This is a genomic window from Leptotrichia sp. SK-5 (assembly GCF_055387215.1).
The window spans coordinates 457,607-474,739 of record NZ_AP028931.1 but is presented as its reverse complement, the minus strand read 5'-3'; the positions used below and the strand labels follow the sequence as shown (position 1 = coordinate 474,739).

Genomic DNA, 17,133 nt, shown 5'->3' with positions numbered 1-17,133 from the left:
AAAATAATAACAAATAAAAATTTGGAGGTATAAAAATGATAAAATTTGGAAACATTAAAAAGGAACATTTAGTAGGAGCAGCAATCGGAGTAGGAGCTGTAGCAGTAGGTTATTACCTGTACAAAAAAAATCAAAATAAAGTTGACAGTTTTTTAAGAAAACAAGGAATAAACATAAAAACATCTTCAGAAGCGACTTATGACAATATGAACCTTGAAGAATTGATGACAACAAAAGAACATCTTGAAGATTTAATCGCTGAAAAAGAACTATCTACAAACACAACTGCTGCAGAAGTAGTTGTAGAAACTGAAACAAAATAGTAAAATAAAGTCGCTTTTTTATTAGTTCAAATATAAAACGACTTTATCAAAAGGAGGAAAACAATGAAACTAGTATTAATTCGACACGGTGAAAGCCAATGGAATTTGGAAAATAAATTTACTGGATGGAAGGATGTTGACTTGAGTCCAAAAGGAGTGGAAGAGGCAAAGGCTGGCGGTAAAGCCTTAAAGGAAATGGGATTAGTTTTTGACATTGCTTACACATCTTATTTGAAAAGAGCTATTAAAACTCTTAATTACGTTTTGGAAGAACTGGATGAATTATACATTCCAGTTTACAAATCTTGGAGATTGAATGAACGTCATTACGGAGCATTACAAGGATTAAACAAAGCTGAAACTGCTAAAAAATATGGAGACGAGCAAGTCCTTATCTGGAGAAGAAGCTTTGATGTTGCCCCGCCTGCAATAGACAAATCAAGCGAATATTATCCAAAATCAGATAGAAGATATGCAGATTTATCTGATTCTGAAGCGCCACTTGGAGAAAGCCTTAAAGATACCATCGAAAGAGTTCTGCCTTACTGGCACTCACATATCTCAAAAAGTTTGCAGGAAGGAAAAAATGCTATTGTAGCAGCTCACGGAAACAGTTTGCGTGCTTTAATAAAATATTTACTAAATATTTCAGATGATGATATTTTAAAACTGAATTTAACAACAGGAAAACCTTTAGTATTTGAAATAAATAAAGATTTAAAAGTATTGTCATCACCAAATTCATTCTAATCTTAGTAAAAATAAAATCTTTTAAGCAAGGGCAAACTAAAGTCCTTGCGTTTTTATTTTATATTTTTAAAAAATTTTAATTACAATAAAAAAAATAAAAACAATTTCTAACTAAAATATATAATGAAGGCAGAGTAAAAAATATAGGGGCAGTCATTAAATACCACAACAAATCTTTTTTGACTGCTTTTTTTAAAATATTTTACTTTGTGATATTTCTTTCAAAACTTCCCTAATCGGACATTCTCCTCCTCTCAAATATGGCATATTTGTGCTTTTTCCTGTTTCATTAACAATTTCTGGCAAGCATTCCATCTCTATTACCTTTTCTAGTGAACCCATTCTTTTGCCGCTAAAGTACAATTCATACGCCTTTTCCCTATCTTTTCCATAGTTTGCAAAGAAAGTGTGGTATAACGCTCTTGCTTTTATCTTTCTTCTTGAAAATGCTTTTGGCCTGCTTGATAGAAATCTTGAGCATTCGTGGGATACTAGGGCTTCCGTCCTTGAGCCTATGTAGTCCTCCTCCGTATATATTCTTCTTATCTTCTCATACTGATTAAACAGCATCTTCATCTGGTCTTTTCTTCTCTGGCTTACATTCTCCTTTTCCTTGAAATTTTCATAAAAATTCTCAAGTTCTGCAAAGTTATCTTTCTCAAACCACCTGTAAAGATTTTTTGATATTTCCTTGTCCCTTTTAGAAATTTCAGCTATGGCTTTTACTAAATGGAACTTGTCATAGATGTGTATTGGCTTGTAAATTCCAAGTTCTCTTACAAAGCTGTCTATCCATATTCCTCCATCAGAGTTCACAATTAGTTTCTTTTTGTCCATATTGTATCTTTTTTCAAGATAGTTAAGTACATACTCCGACACTTCCTCAAGCGATACGGATGTAGGAAACATTATTGTGTGCTTGTCAATGAGTTTGTTCCTGTCTGTGCAGATTTCCTCAATTCCACGATGTATTACAACCATCCTCATATATGTATTTTTACTTCTTCTACACTTCATATGGTCTTCATCAATCTCCATATATACTGGCGAATTGTTGTCTCTTTCAAATCTTTCAATATCAAGTTTTGGCATTTGAAAAGAATTGACAAGATTATACACGGTAGCCCTTGAAACACCGTAAGTTTTTGCAAGAAATGAAGCTGTAGTATGCTGATATTCAAAAAGTATAGTAAAAATCATCTCCTCAGAAAGCCGTCTATACCGCTTAAGTCCAATTTTCTCATCAATGTAATAGTGAATGCCTGTTTTCTTGTCTACATATTTTCGACGTTCAAAAGTTACATCCCCGAAGGCAGTGGTAACAGTTCTTTTAACAAATCCTTTGCTTTTAAACTTATTTTTTCTTTCGTTAGAATGAAAGAAGTAATCATCAACTCTTTTGACATAAACTCTAAACAGCGTTTCAAAGGCCTTCGAGACAAACAGCTTAAACTGCTGCTCAAACGGAAGTCTGAAAGAAAAAATATTTTTAAAAAAAGTCTTTACAAGTGAAGAAAAATTTGATATTCTAATCATAGAGGGAACCACCTTTCGATAGGATTTAGGGATTATATTGTAACTGGTTTCCTCTTTTTTGTTAATTTGAAATTTAATTAAATTTATTTGCCCCTATATTTTTTACTCTGCCATATAATGAAAAAAGTTTGCTTATTTATGAAATATAGTATATAATATATTGAAATAACTTCAAAATTGAGATTAGAAATTAAATCCAATTTTTTAGCTAAAAACAAAAAACAAAATTTTTGAGGTGATTATAAAAATGAGAAAATTAACATTAATTTTTATGACATTGATTTTATTTAATCTGTCATTTGCAAAAGAAAAGATTGACACAACTTTTACATTTCAAGGGTTTTCACCAACATCTCCAAGTGTTGTAAAAACTACCAAAAAAATAAAAGTCATAGGAAAATCAAGAATTTCTTATCCATCATTTTTAGGGAGAAATTCTGACGTTATAAAAAATATGAATGCAATTATGCATAAGTTTATTTCAGCTTATAAATCTACAAAACATATTAGCTATAATACTACTTATGAGATTACAGCTGACAATAGCTCATATTTGAGTGTTTTATTTACAATTAATATAACAGACATTGACACAGGACAAAAAACAAAAGTTTATAATGCCATTTCGTACAACTTAAAAAACGGAAGATCATTACAACTTAAAGACTTATTCACAAATGGATTTAATGAAGAATTAAAAGGAGTTATTAACAACAGATTTAAACAATTTGGATTACCACAAATAGATAGCTTTGATGCTATTGCTAAAAATCAAAACTTCTATTTACAAAATGATTCTTTAGTAATATTCTATAATAAAGGTGAAGCTACAAACTTTGCTGATGGTGAAGTATTTATTCCATTCTTATTAACTGATTTAATTGGAATCTTAAAATAATTTAGATAAAAAAAGAGTAATTAAAAATACACTAGAAAATAAATTTTACTTTATTAATAGTGTATTTTTTATTTGTTTTATTTTGTTGCTTTTTCTATGATAATTTCACGTTTGTAAGTATCCATTGTAGCTTTTGCTCCAATTGGAACAGTTATAAATGGCCTTACATGTCCAGATTTAAAGTTTTTTACAATCGGAATATTTAATTGTCCAAAATTATCATAAAAAACCTCATCAATTGTCATATCCGTTGGATCTGACTGTTTTGGATTTTTAAAATCTCCAATAATAATTCCTTGCAATTTATCAAATTTTCCAGCTAGTTTTAATTGTTTTAACATTCTATCCACTCGGTAGCTAGCCTCATTTGTTTCTTCTAAAAATAATATTTTTCCATCTGTATTAATCTCATGATCTGTTCCAAGCGTTGCAACTACAAGAGATAAATTTCCTCCTGTGATTTTACCAGTTCCACGTCCACTTTTCATAATCGTGTAAGTATCATCAAACCCTAGTAAATTATACGATTCATTACTTGTAAATGCTTTGTTAAAGGCATTTTCAGTAACTGATGGAATGTTTTTTAAATTATCTGACATAGGTCCATGAAATGTTACAAGTCCTGTTTTTTCATTGATTGCTAGCAATAATGTCGTATTGTCACTAAATCCTGAAATAATTTTTGGATTTTTTTTGATTACATCATAATTTAATTTATCTACAATTCTTATTCCACCATATCCTCCACGCACAGCAAAAATTGCATTAATATTAGGATTTGCAAACATATCATTTATATCCTTTGCCCTAACACTGTCAGTCCCTCCGAATCCATACCATCTCGAATAAAATGACTGTCCGTAAACCACATTAAAACCACGGCTTTGCAAATATTCAATTTCTGCATTACTATTTTCACTAGTATAGTTTGCAGGTGCAATTAATCCAATTGTATCTCCTGGTTTTAATCCTTTTGGAATAATAACTTCATTTGTTGTGTTATTTTTTGAATTTTGAGTATTCGATGATTTTGTAGGAGTATTTGCTCTTACAGCTTCTCTTACTGTTTTATAGCTTGTCGCATTTAATGCTAAACTACTTATTATTAAGCCTATTAATATTATTTTTTTATTTATTGTTCTCACTTCCTTTTTTTATAAATTTAAAACTTTTTTACAAAAATTTCAAAAAAATAGGCAATTTATCCTAACATTTAAAGTTAAGATGCCTTGCCTAATTATATCAGATAATTTTGTAGTTTACAATTTTTATTTTATTTATTTCATTGCTTGAACTTGTTTCAATACTTCTGCTGCTCCATTTACTTTATTGTTTACAGCTTCTTGTAAAATTTTAACTGCTTCAGCTTTTTTGCCTTGTCCTGCATAAACTTGTCCTAAAATAAGTTTTGCACTGTTATCTTTATCTTCAGTTATTGCTTTTTGTAAATATTTTTCAGACAACGCTGCTACTCCTACACTTCCAAAATAAGTTCCAATTTGTTTGTTAGTAACTTTTGGTGTTGATGATTTTAATTGGTTATAAGTAGAAGTTATTTTTGCTGTGTTATTTTGTACTTCATAAATTCCTAATAATAAGATTTTTGCACTTACATTTTTAGGTTCTGCAGTCACTGTTTTTGCTAAATATTCTTCTGCTTTTGTTGGATTATTTTGTTGCAAGTAATAAGTTCCTAACATTCCTAAAATTTGTCCATTTTTACCTTTTGCAGCTGTGTTCATATCTAATAAATATTTTTCAGCTTCTGCTGGTTTTTTCTCATTTATAGCAATTTCAGCTAGTAAAATTCCAGCTCCATTTACACGGTCACTTGCTCCAGTGTATGCTTTTTGTAAATATGATTTAGCTTGAGCTAGATTATTTTTTGTTAAGTAATATTGTCCAATATTGTAATTTACTTCTGCTACAAAGTCTTTATTTGCAGATTGTACAGCTTTATTGTATCTTGCAGTACCTTTTGATTGTTCATTGTTGTCAAAATAGAAAATAATTAGACTTGATGTAATGTCTGCATTTTTTCCACCTGTTTTTTCATCTGTCCAAAGAATATATTTTTCAGCTTCAGATTTATTTTTTTGTTGAATTCCTACTAAATATAATAATCTTGCAGCTTCCACAGCCTCATCACTTGTACTTTGTCCATTTCCCCATGCGGCTTGTAAATAAGGTTTAGCTTTAGTTACATTATTTTCTTGCAAATAATATGCTCCCAATTCTAAGTTTGCTTTTTGTGCGTATCCTGCGTCACTGCTTTTTGCCACACCTTCCAATACTTTTACGGCTTCAGCAACTTTTTTTTGCCCTGCTAATTTTACTGCATTTTCATAATCTGATTTTGCATCAGCAAATGAAATTGCTCCTGTTACTAAGATTGCTCCTATTAGTAATAATTTTTTCATTTTTCCTCCTAATTATTTTTTATAAGCTATATTCAAAACTATAGATATTTATTATTTATAAATTATTTTACCATTTTCAAATTTGATTTCACTTATAAAATAGTATAAATATATTTAATAAAACCTTTTTTATTTTTATTTTTCTAAAAAAATACTAAATATTTCTCAATGCGTCAACTAATTCTGTTTTTGATGCTGTCTTTGCATCTACCCCTTTTATAATTCTAGCTGGAGTTCCAGCTACAACTACACCTTCAGGAACATTTTCCGTAACAATCGCTCCAGCTGCAACAACTGAACCTTTTCCTATTCTTACACCTTCCAGCACAACTGCATTTGCTCCAACAACAACATCATCTTCAATAACCACTGGATCTGCTGAAGGTGGCTCAATAACTCCTGCAATTACTGCTCCTGCTCCAATATGGCAATTTTTACCAACTTTCGCACGTCCACCAAGTACAGCATTCATATCAATCATTGTTCCTTCACCGATTTCAGCACCAATATTTATTACAGCTCCCATCATAATAACAGCTCTGTCCCCGATATTCACTTTATCACGTATAAATACTCCTGGTTCAATTCTAGCATTAATATTTTTAATATCAAGCATAGGTACACCAGAATTCCTTCTATCATTTTTTAAATAATAGTTTGTCAAATTATTTTCATTAATAATTTTTTCAATTTCTTCCCAATCACCAAATACAACTTTTAATCCTTCATTTCCAATTACTTTACACGAATAAGAATTTTTTATTTCTTCATCTGTATAAAGTTCCACAGGTGTTGTTTTTTTGGCATCGGCAATATATTGAATAATCGCCTTTGATTTTTCCAATTCTGTCATTTTAATCCTCCATTTTTATTTTAGTTTTGTAATAACTTTATCTATGTAGTTACAATTATTAATTCATTTTTATATTTACTAAAATTATAACTTCTAATTAACACACTTCCCGTATTTTATCATTTTTTTATAATTTTTACAACTATAACTTTAGTTTTTACATGAAAAAAAGAACTTTTATTACAAAAGTTCACTAACAAAAAAAACTTTTTTCCAAATTCAAATAAAAAAATCTTCTTTTTTAATAATTCTCTGATTACTGCTCCCTCTAAACTTTAAATTAGGATCATACAGCTCTTTCACAAATCGCCCATCCACCAAAACATCCACATACTCAAGGCATTTTCTCCGAAGTTCATCTTCTTGCACCTGCTCCAGCGTATACCCTGTATAAAGCCAAATATTCTTTTTCGTTTTTTCCTTCAAAAATTTCAGAACTTTTAACATATCCACTGGATTAAAAAGAGGATCTCCACCACTTATTGTTATTCCATCAAGTAACGTATTTTCATTTATTTCTTTGGCAATTTCTTCTAATTTTTCATAAGTTAGCACATTTCCGTGTTTCGGATTCCATGAATATTCATTATGGCAACCAGGACAAGCGTGGGAACAGCCAGCAAAATAAAGTGAATAACGAAGTCCCTCACCGTCAACAATTGTCTCTTTATAAGTCATTAAAAGTCTTAATGTAAAATCATCTTTCAAATTTTTTTCTAGCACCTCGACTTTTCTCACTTTATTTTACCTCTTCCTCACAAATCTTAAAATTATTCTATCTTACTCCGTGTTTTACCCTGTCATGCTCTTCAGCTTGCTTTGCACTGTTCCAGCTATCTAAATCTCCTGTGAGATAGCCTGTTATTCTTCTGATTCTGGAAATATTATGGCTTTTGCAAATTGGACATTCATCATAAATTATCGCTTCGGTTCCGCAATCTCTACATCTGTCAACAGGGTGATTTATTGATCCGTAGCCAATTCCTGTATCTTTCATTACTTTTACAATTTTTAGCATAACACCCATATTTTTACGAGCTTCCCCATCCAGTTCCACATAAGTGATATGCCCACCTTTTGTTAATTTATGAAATGGTGCCTCTTTCCTTATTTTATCAAAAAGACTGATTTCCTTTTTTACATCAATATGAAATGAATTTACGTAATAATCTCTGTCTGTGACATTTTTGATTACTCCAAAATCATTTTTATCAATACGTAAAAATCTTCCCGCTAGACTTTCTGCCGGAGTTGCCAAAATCGAATAGTTCAAATGATATTTATCTTTAAACTCATCTGCAACTGTTCCCATTTTTTCAATCGTATCGTAAAGCACTTTATAGGCAATTTCGCTTGTTCCGTGTTCTGTATCAAATAAAGCGTACATTGCGTTTGCTCCACCTACAAATCCTATCGAAAGTGAACCTGAGTTTATCGCTTCTGCCACTTCCTCGTTCCCGTCTTTTAGACCAAGTCCCTTCCACAGGTTGTTGCTTCTCATAAATGGAAATTGTTTTGCCAAAGCTGTTTTTTGGAAATTATACCGTTCGTAAAGCTGTTCTCCTGCAAGATAAGTCAGTTCCAATACTCTTTTTTGGAATTCCTTTGTCAGTAATTCTATTTTTTTATTATTTTTTTCTTCCTCATTTGCAAATTTTTTAGCTTTTTCCATTTCTGAAATTTCATTTTCCACATTTTTTCTTGTTAAAATCGCAACTCTAGGAAAATTTATGCTCGTAAATGATAAATTTCCACGTCCAAGACTGCTCTTTTCACCATTTATGTTTTCAAAGACACGTGTACGGCAACCCATTGTTGCAATTTCATATTTATATTTTTCAGGATCGTCTATTCTCCATTTTTCATGTTTATTAAATTCTGAATCTAAAAATACAAAGTTCGGAAACAGTCTTCTGCTCGAAGTTTCACAAGATAACAGCAATAAATCAAAATTTGGCGCTTCAAACTTTATTTTTTTATCTTCCAGTTCATTTTCATAAGAAATTTTTTGATTTTTTACACTTTCCAGTGCCTCATCAAAATCACTTTGAGCTAAATTATAATCATTTTCAGTGTAATTAAGTCCTTCCTTCACTTTAAAAATCTGTATTGGGAAAATTGGAGTTTCATTTTTTCCAAGCCCGCTGGATGTCGCCTTTAACAGTTCACGAATTACCATTCGCCCTTCTTCTGAAGTGTCTGTTCCATAATTTATAGAAGAAAATACGACTTGATTCCCTCCACGTGAGTGCATTGTATTTAAATTGTGTAAAAATCCTTCCATTGCTTGATAAGTTTCATTTTTAGTATCTTCATAGGCTTCCACCAGCAATTTTATCAAATCATTTTTATTTATTTTAAAATATTCTTCAAGCAATTTTATTTCATTTTCATTGCATTTAATTGATGAAATATTTTTTAGCAGAAATTCTTTTGCATTATTTTCAAATTCTTTTGTAATTTCTACTCCATTTCTAATTTCAGCAAAACTCAAGATTCTTCTTTTTAAGTGTCGTCTAAATGATTTTAACACACCTTTTGCCATGTAAAAATCAAATGCGGGTATTGCCTGTCCGCCATGCTGCTCGTTCTGGTTTGTCTGAAAAATAATTGTAGCAAGAGTGGCATAAGTAGAAATGCTCTGTGCTTCCCGAATATATCCATGCTTAGTATAAAACCCCTTTTCAAACATATCTGCCAAGTCATACTGCAAACAAGTCGTAGTCTTACTGGAATAAAAATCCAAATCGTGAATATGAATAAAGCCTTTTTCATGAGCTTCCTTGAATTTTGGAGATACCAAATTTTCCAAAGCATAAATCTTTGACACTTCACTTGCAAACTTCATCATTTGTCCAGCTGGAGTCATTGAAGACATATTGGCATTCTCATTACATGTGTCATTGCTCTCAACATTCACTATCCCTGCTATTATATTTTTCAAATTTTCTGTCAATTGTGGTTGCATTTCTATTCCTCCCTCATTCTCTGTACCCAGTTTCCTATCTCTATAAAATTTACAAGCTATCAATTCCCAGTCCCCTTTTTATTATCAATAATCCAAACATATTTTTAACAAAAAACACTATATATAGTTAATATAACATAATGATAACACAATATTTTGTGTTTTTCAAGTTTTATAAAAAATATATATACTTCCATAAAAAGCCAATTTTACAAAATTTTTTCATTTTTTATCCCATTGTTTTTGATAAAAAAAATTTATTTATTTTCCTTTAATCATATATTTTATAAATTTTTTAACTCAAATTTTCTACATTTTCAAATACAATCTAATTTTTCTTCAATCTAAAATTTTTCATCAAAAGTTACTGGGATAATCTAAATGAGATAGAGATAATGATGAAAGAGGTATAGAATACTATAAAACAGCTAATGGTTATTATTGCTGCAAGGACAAATATGGGAATATAGTTTATTAATGTACAATTTTGTAAGAATAATTTAATCTGTGTGAAAGTGGAATTTTAGAATTCTGCTTCTTTTTTATTTATGTCGTTTAATTTTTCTTTTCATAATCTCATTTTGATAAAGTTTTTTCAGATAAAAAATTGTCAAAATTCCAGCAACAATTTCTGCCATTGGAAAAGCAATCCAAACCCCGTTAATTCCCATTATTCCAGCAAGTAAATATGAAAGTGGAAGAATAACAATTAATTGACGAGTTAATGAAACAATAAGGCTAAATATACCTTTACCCAAAGCTTGAAATGTTCCACTTGAAACAATCGAAAACGGTGCTATCAAAAACGCAAAACTAATTATTCTAAGTGCAGGAATCCCAATCGAAAGCATATTATCTGAAGCATCAAACAATTTAAGAATTGGAACAGGCAAAGTTTGACAAAGAACAAATCCAGCAAACATAATACCAAATGCATAAATATTTGCCAATTTTACAGCTTTCAAAAGCCTTTTTATTTTCCCGGCACCATAATTGTACGAAACAATTGAAATAACCGAATTGTTCAGCCCAAAAACTGGTAAAACAACAAAACTTTGCAACTTAAAATAAACTCCAAGTACAGCCGTCGCTGTCGTTGAAAATGAAGCCAAAAGATTATTTAACTGAAATATCATAAATGACGCTGCAGACTGCATAACTATTGACGGAAAACCAATTTCATAAATATTCGCAATCGTCTTAAAATGTACCGCAAACTTTTTGATAGCAAAACGAACTTCGTGATTTTTCTTAATATTAAAATACAAAGCCATTAGCATTGCAACAGTCTGCCCAAAAATCGTAGCCACAGCCGCACCAATAATTCCCATTTTTGGAAATCCTAAAAGTCCAAAAATAAAAATCGGATCAAATATAATATTTATAATCGCCCCTGTACTTTGGGTAATCATCGTATAAATCGTTTTTCCCGACGCAATTAGCATTCTCTCAAAAGTAATTTCCAAAATAATCGAAAAGGCAAAAATCGAACAAATACTCAAATACTGAATTCCATAAGTTTCAATAAGTCCTGAAGCCTTTTGAAACTCAAAATAAAATTTCGCAAAAAATAGCCCAAAAATAGCAAACAAAATGGAATTCAAAATTCCTAAAAATATCCCATTATGCACAACCCGTGTTACACCTTTTTCATCTTTTGCTCCCAAATATCTCGCAATCAAAGCTGTTATCCCAACACCAACTCCAGTTCCCGCCGAAATCATCAGATTCTGAGCAGGAAACGACATCGAAACTGCAGTAAGTGCCTCTTCATTAATTCTAGCCACAAAAAGACTATCCACAATATTATAAAATGCCTGTACAAACATCGAAGTAATAAGTGGCAACGACATATTAATTATAAGTTTATTAATTGGCATTGTCCCCATCTTATTCTCTAATTTCACTTTTTTTGCAATATCCATCAAAAATGTTCCTTTCTAAAATTTTTCATTATCATTAAAATTTTTTTTAAGTTTTCTCTTAATTATAAAAGTCTAATTTTTTTATTTCAAAAGTTTTTACATTTATTATATCTTATAAATTCACAAAATTCAATATTTTCATTTTTTAACGACATTTAGTATTAGATTAGTTTATTTAATAACAGTTTTTACTATTTTTATTATATTTTTTCCTTATTTTTTACAGGATTGCTAATTGCCACAAATCCTTATCTTGCAATAAATGTTTATCCTGATAATTAAAATTGTAGCAAGATTGCTACGCAATACTTATGGCTAGACTCCGACTTTTATTTTATTTAACCTTATGAAATTAAAATAACTGCTATTGCAAAAAAGGGCATGGCGTCTGATGCCGTTACGTTAAAAAAACTAAATATAAATGAAATCCAAGAAATAATCATTATTAACCAAAATAACCTTATTGAATAATTGAATAATGAGAATTAAATTTTATAAAAATATATAGAAAAAACTTAAAAATAATGCTAAAATATTTACATAAAATTATGTTTTATAAAAGAAAATTTAATAGATAGAGGTGGAAAGTGAAAGAGAAAATTATTATTATCGATTTTGGTTCACAGTATAGCCAATTAATTGCCCGAAGAATTAGGGAGATGGAAGTTTATTGTGAAATTGTGCCTTTAATTGATATTGAAAAAATAAAAAATGGAGAAGAAAAGGTAAAAGGTATCATCTTTTCAGGAGGTCCTGCTTCAGTTTATGAAAAAGATGCTCCAACTGTAAATCCTGAAGTATTTAACTTAAATCTCCCTATTTTGGGCATTTGCTATGGAATGCAATTAATTACACACTTAAATGGCGGAAAAGTTGAAAAAGCTGATTCAAGAGAGTTTGGGAAAGCTGTATTAGAAGTAGAAAATAATGATAATCCTTTGTTTACAGGAGTAAAAAAATCTTCTAACATTTGGATGAGCCACAACGACCACATCACAGAATTGCCAACAGGCTTTGAAATTATTGCAAAAACTGATTCATCAATCGCCGCAATTACAAACAACAATGGAATTTATGCACTTCAATTCCATCCAGAAGTAGTCCATTCTGAATGTGGAACACAAATTTTGGAAAATTTTGTATTTAATATCTGTAAATGCGAAAGAAACTGGAAAATTTCAAGTTTTATTACTGAAAAAACAAAATTCATCAAAGAAACTGTTGGAGATGAACACGTACTGCTTGCCCTTTCTGGAGGAGTGGACTCGTCAGTTGCTGCAGTTCTGATTAACAACGCAATCGGACACCAGCTTACTTGTATGTTTGTAGATACTGGTCTTCTAAGAAAAGATGAAGGAAAAAAAGTTCTTGAATACTACAAAAAGCACTTTGATTTAAATATTGTTTTCGTTGATGCAAAAGACAGATTTTTAAACAAATTAAAAGGTGTAGACGAACCTGAAGCCAAGAGAAAAATCATCGGAAACGAATTTATCGAAGTCTTTAACGAAGAAATTAGAAAACTTAAAGGACAGGAAGGTGCAAAATTCCTAGCACAAGGAACAATCTATCCTGATGTAATCGAATCTCAATCTATAAAAGGCCCTTCTCACACAATAAAATCTCACCATAACGTAGGAGGATTGCCAGAAGATTTGCAATTTGAATTACTTGAACCTTTAAAAGAGCTATTTAAAGACGAAGTACGAAAAGTAGGACACGAACTTGGACTACCTGACACAATTATAAAAAGACACCCATTCCCAGGTCCAGGACTTGGAATCCGAGTTATCGGAGAAGTAACTCCTGACAAAGTAAAAATCCTTCAAGAAGCCGACGATATCTTCATCACAGAATTAATGGCACAAGGACTTTACGACAAAGTAGATCAAGCATTCGTAACATTATTACCTGTAAAAACTGTCGGAGTAATGGGCGACCAAAGAACTTATGAATACGTAGCAGCTATTCGTTCAGTAAATACAATCGATTTTATGACTGCCACATGGTCAAAACTGCCTTACGAATTTCTTGAGGAAGTGTCAAACAAGATTATAAACAAAGTAAACGGAATAAACAGAATTGTGTATGATATTTCTTCTAAGCCACCGGGGACTATTGAGTGGGAATAATCAATAAAATTAATTTTAATGCGTTTTTTATTTACTTTGACAACATCAATAAAATATAAAAGTACTAAAAAGGTACTAAAATTCAAAAAGAGGCATATTTCAGCCTCTTTTACTTTATCCTATATTTTCTATTATAAATTAGAACATCATTTTCTTATTTGTCAATTTTCATTTTTTCCTTTATTGCTTTAGAAATTTTTAATTTCATTTCTTTCAATTCTGTTAAATTTAACTCAGCAAGTTCTGAAATTTTTAATTCCTTTATATTTTGTAATTTAATTTCTGATATTTTATTGTTATTTTTCATTTTATCTCCTCTTGATTTTTTCACTAAGGTTTGATAAAATAAATGCGGTTAAAGGTTCTTAAAATTAACCTTGCCTTATTGGTGTACCACCACCAATAGGGCTTTTTATTTTATCATATTTAGTTGCTATTTTTCTCCATTTCTCTATAATCACTTAAAGTATTTGCCATTACAGTTTGTACAATTTCATTATCTTTAGATAGTATTGTTTCTATTAAATCATTTCTATATTTATTTAAAATATCTAACATTTCAATACTTCCTGTCATTTTTAATCCTGTTTCCAGCACTCCTAGTTCCCAGTCTATATATTTTTTAGCGTCATTTCCAAATTCCTTTTTTACTTCACTTACTAAAAAATGTCTATAATCCTTTTTTGTAAAATTATTTTTTTGTTTTATTTTTCTCATTTTTCCTCCTATTTTTCTTTAAATATTTTTCTATTAAATCAGCAACAAGTTTATTTTTAGTTATTCCTTGTTCCTGTGCTTTAATTTCTAATTCATCCCACTTTTCTAATGGAAGCGATATGGATTTTGAAGTATATTTTATTTTACTTTCCGTTTTTTTTCTTCCTACATTCCATTGAGGAGTTTCTCCTTTTTTCACTCCACGAGACTTTACTGCTTTTTCTTTTTCCATTTTTGCTCCTTTCCTTAGATTATTATACAACATATTTTATATTTCATCAATAACTTTTTTACAAACGATATATCGTATTTTTTATTAAAAAATACTACTATATAATAACCCATAAACTCTTATAAAATATCTATTTTACGAATATAGCAATTTAAACTTTTCTCATATTTTTTCCTATATTTTACAAAAAAAGATAGCCATTTCTGGCTACCTCTATAATTTATTTTCCTTTGTTTGTGTCACTCATCTTTTTGTTATAGTAATACAGTATTATTAATGATATTACTATGCTCAACATAACTATTATAATATTTTCTATCAAAGATTTTTCCCTTAACGACTCTATTAAAGATATTTTTTGTGTCTTGTTTTCCAGTATCAATTTTTCTATATTTCTTTTGTACTGCCAATCTCTCTGGGCTACAGACAAAATTGAACTGATAGTATAAAGCACGATTAATTTCACTATTCCTTTGTTTGCAAAGTTTATTTTTTGGCTTTCCTGAAAATCTTTATGCTTTTTATCTTTAAATATCAAATCCCTAATCGTCTTTTTTGTCCCAGCTATCGCCATTATTCCCACCACCTAACCATTTATCAATAAGCCTATCCAATGCCTTAGGCACTTTATCCTCAAGAACTTCAATTATCAGTTCCACAAAATATCCTACAACAATTATCAGTAACATCACTACAATATCTATTTCAGGAATCTTTTTTAAGAAACCTAAATACATTAATACATATAAAGCCAATGCCATTATTCCGTACAGAAGCCTAACCGCTATTGGATTTATTTTCAAGTGATTGTTTACCCTGTACAGTAAATTCCCTAATGTTCCTAAAATTAGACCATACGCTATAAATACCACATCTACCAAGTAATTTTCCATTTCTGCTCCTTATTTCTGAATTTTAAAGTATGTTTTTGTTTCCTGTTTTTTCTACATCGAAAATTTGTTGTAATATAACTTTTAAGTCAAATGTTTTTCTAGCTTCCTTTAAGACTTCTGTCAAAACTTCTTCGCCAATTTCTTCGGCAAAGTTAGGAATAAATTTTCTGTCAATTGATTTTTCTTTTTCCAATAATTCTTCTAATTTGTCCCAAAAGCCTTCATACACTTGATTAAATTTTTCTGCTCCAGCTTTTCCTTTCGCAACTATTTCTGTTTTGTAAATTAAAGTCTTCCCTAATTCTAAAATTTTTCCTGTCAAATATATTTTTGCTACTAATTTATCCATTTTTATCTCTCCCTTTTCTTATTTTATCAATATCAATTTTAAGCTAGCCAACAAGCCCTACAATCAATTTTTGCTTGCTAGCCAACCTATTTATCAAAAAAGTTTTTTAATGCTTGTATTCGGCTTATATCAAAGCCATTTTTATTAATCCTCAAGTTGAAAATGTGGTGTATCTTTCTTTTTCCAGTTTCCGCCCCATCCGACGTTAATGTTCTTCGATTTTGCAACTGCCAAGATGTGATCTGCAACATCTTTCAATCTTTTAACATCGTAACCTTCCTGCTCTGAAAATTTTCGATAACTTCCGTTTTCATAAACTCCTGTTAAAAATATATCAACTGCATGTCCAAATCCATCACTTTTAATTTGATGATTAGATTTTGAAGTAACACCATTGGCATATGTTACAATTTTCCCTGGTTTAGTCCTTCCTAATGCAAATAATGCTTTTTGTTCTTCTGTTGTTCTTGCTCCACTCGTAATTCTAAAATCATACGGACTGTTTTCAATGGCAGCTTTCATTACTTCAACAAGTTTCGGATGTACTTTTTCCATTTTGTCCAGACTTGATTGAGTGAAAGAATATTTTTTATTCTCTGTTACTGTATTTTCCTTATCCCAGTCTTTCAAATATTCTTCCTTTCTCTGAACTCTGTTTAACCAGCCTGTCAAAAATCTTTCTTGTGTGTTGTCAGCTTCAACTTTACCTTTGTAATAAATTCTCTGCAAGTTGTGATAAACTTCCAAAAATCTTTCAGGATCTGCTGTATTCAATGCTTCCAATGTTTTGTTTCCAATTATTCCATCTACATCAAGATTTGCATTTGTCAATTGATTTATGGCAATCTGTGCGTTTTTTGTTCCATTTCTGCCGCTATTTACAGCCCAGTCGCATATAGATAGTGCCACTTTATCATTTACAACTTTATCCAGCTTGTTTCCTAAGTAATATTTTTTTAGATATATATTTTTGGCAAAATCTATTTTTAAATCTTGCATATCTCCCTTATATCCATATTTTCTTGCTTCTTCTTCTGTAATTCCATACTTAGTTTTTCCACCTTTGTCATGCTTGTCATCTGAATAACCTCCTTCGACTCTTAGCAAATAGTCGAATATTCTTTCAAATCTGTCCAT

At 30.3% G+C, this 17,133-nt stretch carries 18 protein-coding genes; 4 read left to right on the top strand and 14 right to left on the bottom strand.

Annotated elements, in window-relative coordinates; all coding sequences use genetic code 11:
- The first annotated feature begins 35 nt into the window (after positions 1-35).
- Together ACZ5B9_RS02490 and gpmA are read left to right on the top strand one after the other, a co-directional pair.
- Positions 36-323, top strand: a complete 288-nt coding sequence (locus ACZ5B9_RS02490; RefSeq protein ID WP_464423219.1) for a hypothetical protein — start codon at positions 36-38, stop codon at positions 321-323.
- Between the two features lie 63 nt (positions 324-386).
- Positions 387-1,073 (top strand): 2,3-diphosphoglycerate-dependent phosphoglycerate mutase, encoded by a 687-nt coding sequence (gpmA, locus tag ACZ5B9_RS02485; RefSeq protein ID WP_071123767.1) that lies wholly within the window; start codon positions 387-389, stop codon positions 1,071-1,073.
- Positions 1,074-1,265: 192 nt separating this feature from the next.
- Here the strand turns inward: gpmA and ACZ5B9_RS02480 are convergent, their stop codons facing one another.
- The gene (locus tag ACZ5B9_RS02480) at positions 1,266-2,609 is read right to left on the bottom strand and encodes an ISLre2 family transposase (protein ID WP_464422392.1); all 1,344 of its coding nucleotides are present in this window, start codon (positions 2,607-2,609) and stop codon (positions 1,266-1,268) included.
- Between the two features lie 247 nt (positions 2,610-2,856).
- On the opposite strand from ACZ5B9_RS02480, the gene ACZ5B9_RS02475 reads away from it, so the two are divergent.
- Positions 2,857-3,507, top strand: a complete 651-nt coding sequence (locus tag ACZ5B9_RS02475; protein WP_314292248.1) for an RsiV family protein — start codon at positions 2,857-2,859, stop codon at positions 3,505-3,507.
- A 77-nt stretch (positions 3,508-3,584) separates the two neighbouring features.
- Here ACZ5B9_RS02475 and ACZ5B9_RS02470 read toward each other — a convergent pair whose 3' ends face one another.
- The 6 genes from ACZ5B9_RS02470 to ACZ5B9_RS02445 all read right to left on the bottom strand — a co-directional run bounded on the left by ACZ5B9_RS02470 (position 3,585) and on the right by ACZ5B9_RS02445 (position 11,673).
- The gene (locus tag ACZ5B9_RS02470) at positions 3,585-4,652 is read right to left on the bottom strand and encodes a S66 peptidase family protein (protein ID WP_464423218.1); all 1,068 of its coding nucleotides are present in this window, start codon (positions 4,650-4,652) and stop codon (positions 3,585-3,587) included.
- 132 nt (positions 4,653-4,784) lie between these two features.
- Positions 4,785-5,927 carry a tetratricopeptide repeat protein gene (locus tag ACZ5B9_RS02465; RefSeq protein ID WP_464423217.1) on the bottom strand — a complete coding sequence of 381 codons (1,143 nt, stop codon included), beginning with the start codon at positions 5,925-5,927 and terminating at the stop codon, positions 4,785-4,787.
- Positions 5,928-6,081: 154 nt separating this feature from the next.
- Positions 6,082-6,780: a 2,3,4,5-tetrahydropyridine-2,6-dicarboxylate N-acetyltransferase gene (gene dapD / locus ACZ5B9_RS02460; RefSeq protein WP_464423216.1), complete on the bottom strand. Its 699-nt coding sequence runs from the start codon at positions 6,778-6,780 to the stop codon at positions 6,082-6,084.
- Between the two features lie 219 nt (positions 6,781-6,999).
- On the bottom strand, positions 7,000-7,518 hold the full coding sequence (gene nrdG / locus ACZ5B9_RS02455) for an anaerobic ribonucleoside-triphosphate reductase activating protein (protein WP_464423215.1): 519 nt from the start codon (positions 7,516-7,518) through the stop codon (positions 7,000-7,002).
- Between the two features lie 37 nt (positions 7,519-7,555).
- A complete protein-coding gene (locus ACZ5B9_RS02450) occupies positions 7,556-9,748 on the bottom strand; it encodes an anaerobic ribonucleoside triphosphate reductase (protein WP_464423214.1) in 2,193 nt (730 codons plus the stop codon).
- Between the two features lie 542 nt (positions 9,749-10,290).
- Positions 10,291-11,673, bottom strand: coding sequence for an MATE family efflux transporter (locus tag ACZ5B9_RS02445; RefSeq protein ID WP_464423213.1), 1,383 nt, complete (start codon positions 11,671-11,673; stop codon positions 10,291-10,293).
- A 587-nt stretch (positions 11,674-12,260) separates the two neighbouring features.
- Here ACZ5B9_RS02445 and guaA point away from each other — a divergent pair.
- Positions 12,261-13,805, top strand: coding sequence for a glutamine-hydrolyzing GMP synthase (guaA, locus tag ACZ5B9_RS02440; protein ID WP_464423212.1), 1,545 nt, complete (start codon positions 12,261-12,263; stop codon positions 13,803-13,805).
- A gap of 154 nt (positions 13,806-13,959) precedes the next feature.
- Here guaA and ACZ5B9_RS02435 read toward each other — a convergent pair whose 3' ends face one another.
- The 7 genes from ACZ5B9_RS02435 to ACZ5B9_RS02405 form a co-directional block, all read right to left on the bottom strand.
- Positions 13,960-14,112, bottom strand: coding sequence for a hypothetical protein (locus ACZ5B9_RS02435; protein ID WP_464423211.1), 153 nt, complete (start codon positions 14,110-14,112; stop codon positions 13,960-13,962).
- Positions 14,113-14,231: 119 nt separating this feature from the next.
- On the bottom strand, positions 14,232-14,522 hold the full coding sequence (locus tag ACZ5B9_RS02430) for a hypothetical protein (protein ID WP_464423210.1): 291 nt from the start codon (positions 14,520-14,522) through the stop codon (positions 14,232-14,234).
- Positions 14,497-14,754, bottom strand: a complete 258-nt coding sequence (locus tag ACZ5B9_RS02425; protein WP_464423209.1) for a hypothetical protein — start codon at positions 14,752-14,754, stop codon at positions 14,497-14,499. The genes ACZ5B9_RS02430 and ACZ5B9_RS02425 overlap by 26 nt, the downstream gene beginning before the upstream one ends.
- Before the next feature lie 220 nt (positions 14,755-14,974).
- Positions 14,975-15,328: a hypothetical protein gene (locus ACZ5B9_RS02420; RefSeq protein ID WP_021770148.1), complete on the bottom strand. Its 354-nt coding sequence runs from the start codon at positions 15,326-15,328 to the stop codon at positions 14,975-14,977.
- A complete protein-coding gene (locus tag ACZ5B9_RS02415) occupies positions 15,297-15,647 on the bottom strand; it encodes a hypothetical protein (protein WP_464423208.1) in 351 nt (116 codons plus the stop codon). Before ACZ5B9_RS02415 ends, ACZ5B9_RS02420 begins: the two co-directional genes overlap by 32 nt.
- 22 nt (positions 15,648-15,669) lie before the next feature.
- On the bottom strand, positions 15,670-15,996 hold the full coding sequence (locus ACZ5B9_RS02410; RefSeq protein ID WP_464423207.1) for a universal stress protein: 327 nt from the start codon (positions 15,994-15,996) through the stop codon (positions 15,670-15,672).
- A gap of 144 nt (positions 15,997-16,140) precedes the next feature.
- Positions 16,141-17,133: a glycosyl hydrolase 108 family protein gene (locus tag ACZ5B9_RS02405; protein WP_464423206.1), complete on the bottom strand. Its 993-nt coding sequence runs from the start codon at positions 17,131-17,133 to the stop codon at positions 16,141-16,143.

Excerpts from the sequence above, each read along its gene's own strand:
- ACZ5B9_RS02425 (WP_464423209.1), bottom strand. The coding sequence starts at position 14,754 with ATGGAAAAAGAAAAAGCAGTAAAGTCTCGTGGAGTGAAAAAAGGAGAA.
- ACZ5B9_RS02405 (WP_464423206.1), bottom strand. The coding sequence starts at position 17,133 with ATGGACAGATTTGAAAGAATATTCGACTATTTGCTAAGAGTCGAAGGA.
- ACZ5B9_RS02445 (WP_464423213.1), bottom strand. The coding sequence starts at position 11,673 with ATGGATATTGCAAAAAAAGTGAAATTAGAGAATAAGATGGGGACAATG.
- ACZ5B9_RS02420 (WP_021770148.1), bottom strand. The coding sequence starts at position 15,328 with ATGGCGATAGCTGGGACAAAAAAGACGATTAGGGATTTGATATTTAAA.
- ACZ5B9_RS02410 (WP_464423207.1), bottom strand. The coding sequence starts at position 15,996 with ATGGATAAATTAGTAGCAAAAATATATTTGACAGGAAAAATTTTAGAA.
- ACZ5B9_RS02465 (WP_464423217.1), bottom strand. The coding sequence starts at position 5,927 with ATGAAAAAATTATTACTAATAGGAGCAATCTTAGTAACAGGAGCAATT.
- ACZ5B9_RS02475 (WP_314292248.1), top strand. The coding sequence starts at position 2,857 with ATGAGAAAATTAACATTAATTTTTATGACATTGATTTTATTTAATCTG.
- ACZ5B9_RS02480 (WP_464422392.1), bottom strand. The coding sequence starts at position 2,609 with ATGATTAGAATATCAAATTTTTCTTCACTTGTAAAGACTTTTTTTAAA.
- ACZ5B9_RS02450 (WP_464423214.1), bottom strand. The coding sequence starts at position 9,748 with ATGCAACCACAATTGACAGAAAATTTGAAAAATATAATAGCAGGGATA.
- ACZ5B9_RS02490 (WP_464423219.1), top strand. The coding sequence starts at position 36 with ATGATAAAATTTGGAAACATTAAAAAGGAACATTTAGTAGGAGCAGCA.
- gpmA (WP_071123767.1), top strand. The coding sequence starts at position 387 with ATGAAACTAGTATTAATTCGACACGGTGAAAGCCAATGGAATTTGGAA.
- dapD (WP_464423216.1), bottom strand. The coding sequence starts at position 6,780 with ATGACAGAATTGGAAAAATCAAAGGCGATTATTCAATATATTGCCGAT.
- ACZ5B9_RS02435 (WP_464423211.1), bottom strand. The coding sequence starts at position 14,112 with ATGAAAAATAACAATAAAATATCAGAAATTAAATTACAAAATATAAAG.
- ACZ5B9_RS02415 (WP_464423208.1), bottom strand. The coding sequence starts at position 15,647 with ATGGAAAATTACTTGGTAGATGTGGTATTTATAGCGTATGGTCTAATT.
- ACZ5B9_RS02430 (WP_464423210.1), bottom strand. The coding sequence starts at position 14,522 with ATGAGAAAAATAAAACAAAAAAATAATTTTACAAAAAAGGATTATAGA.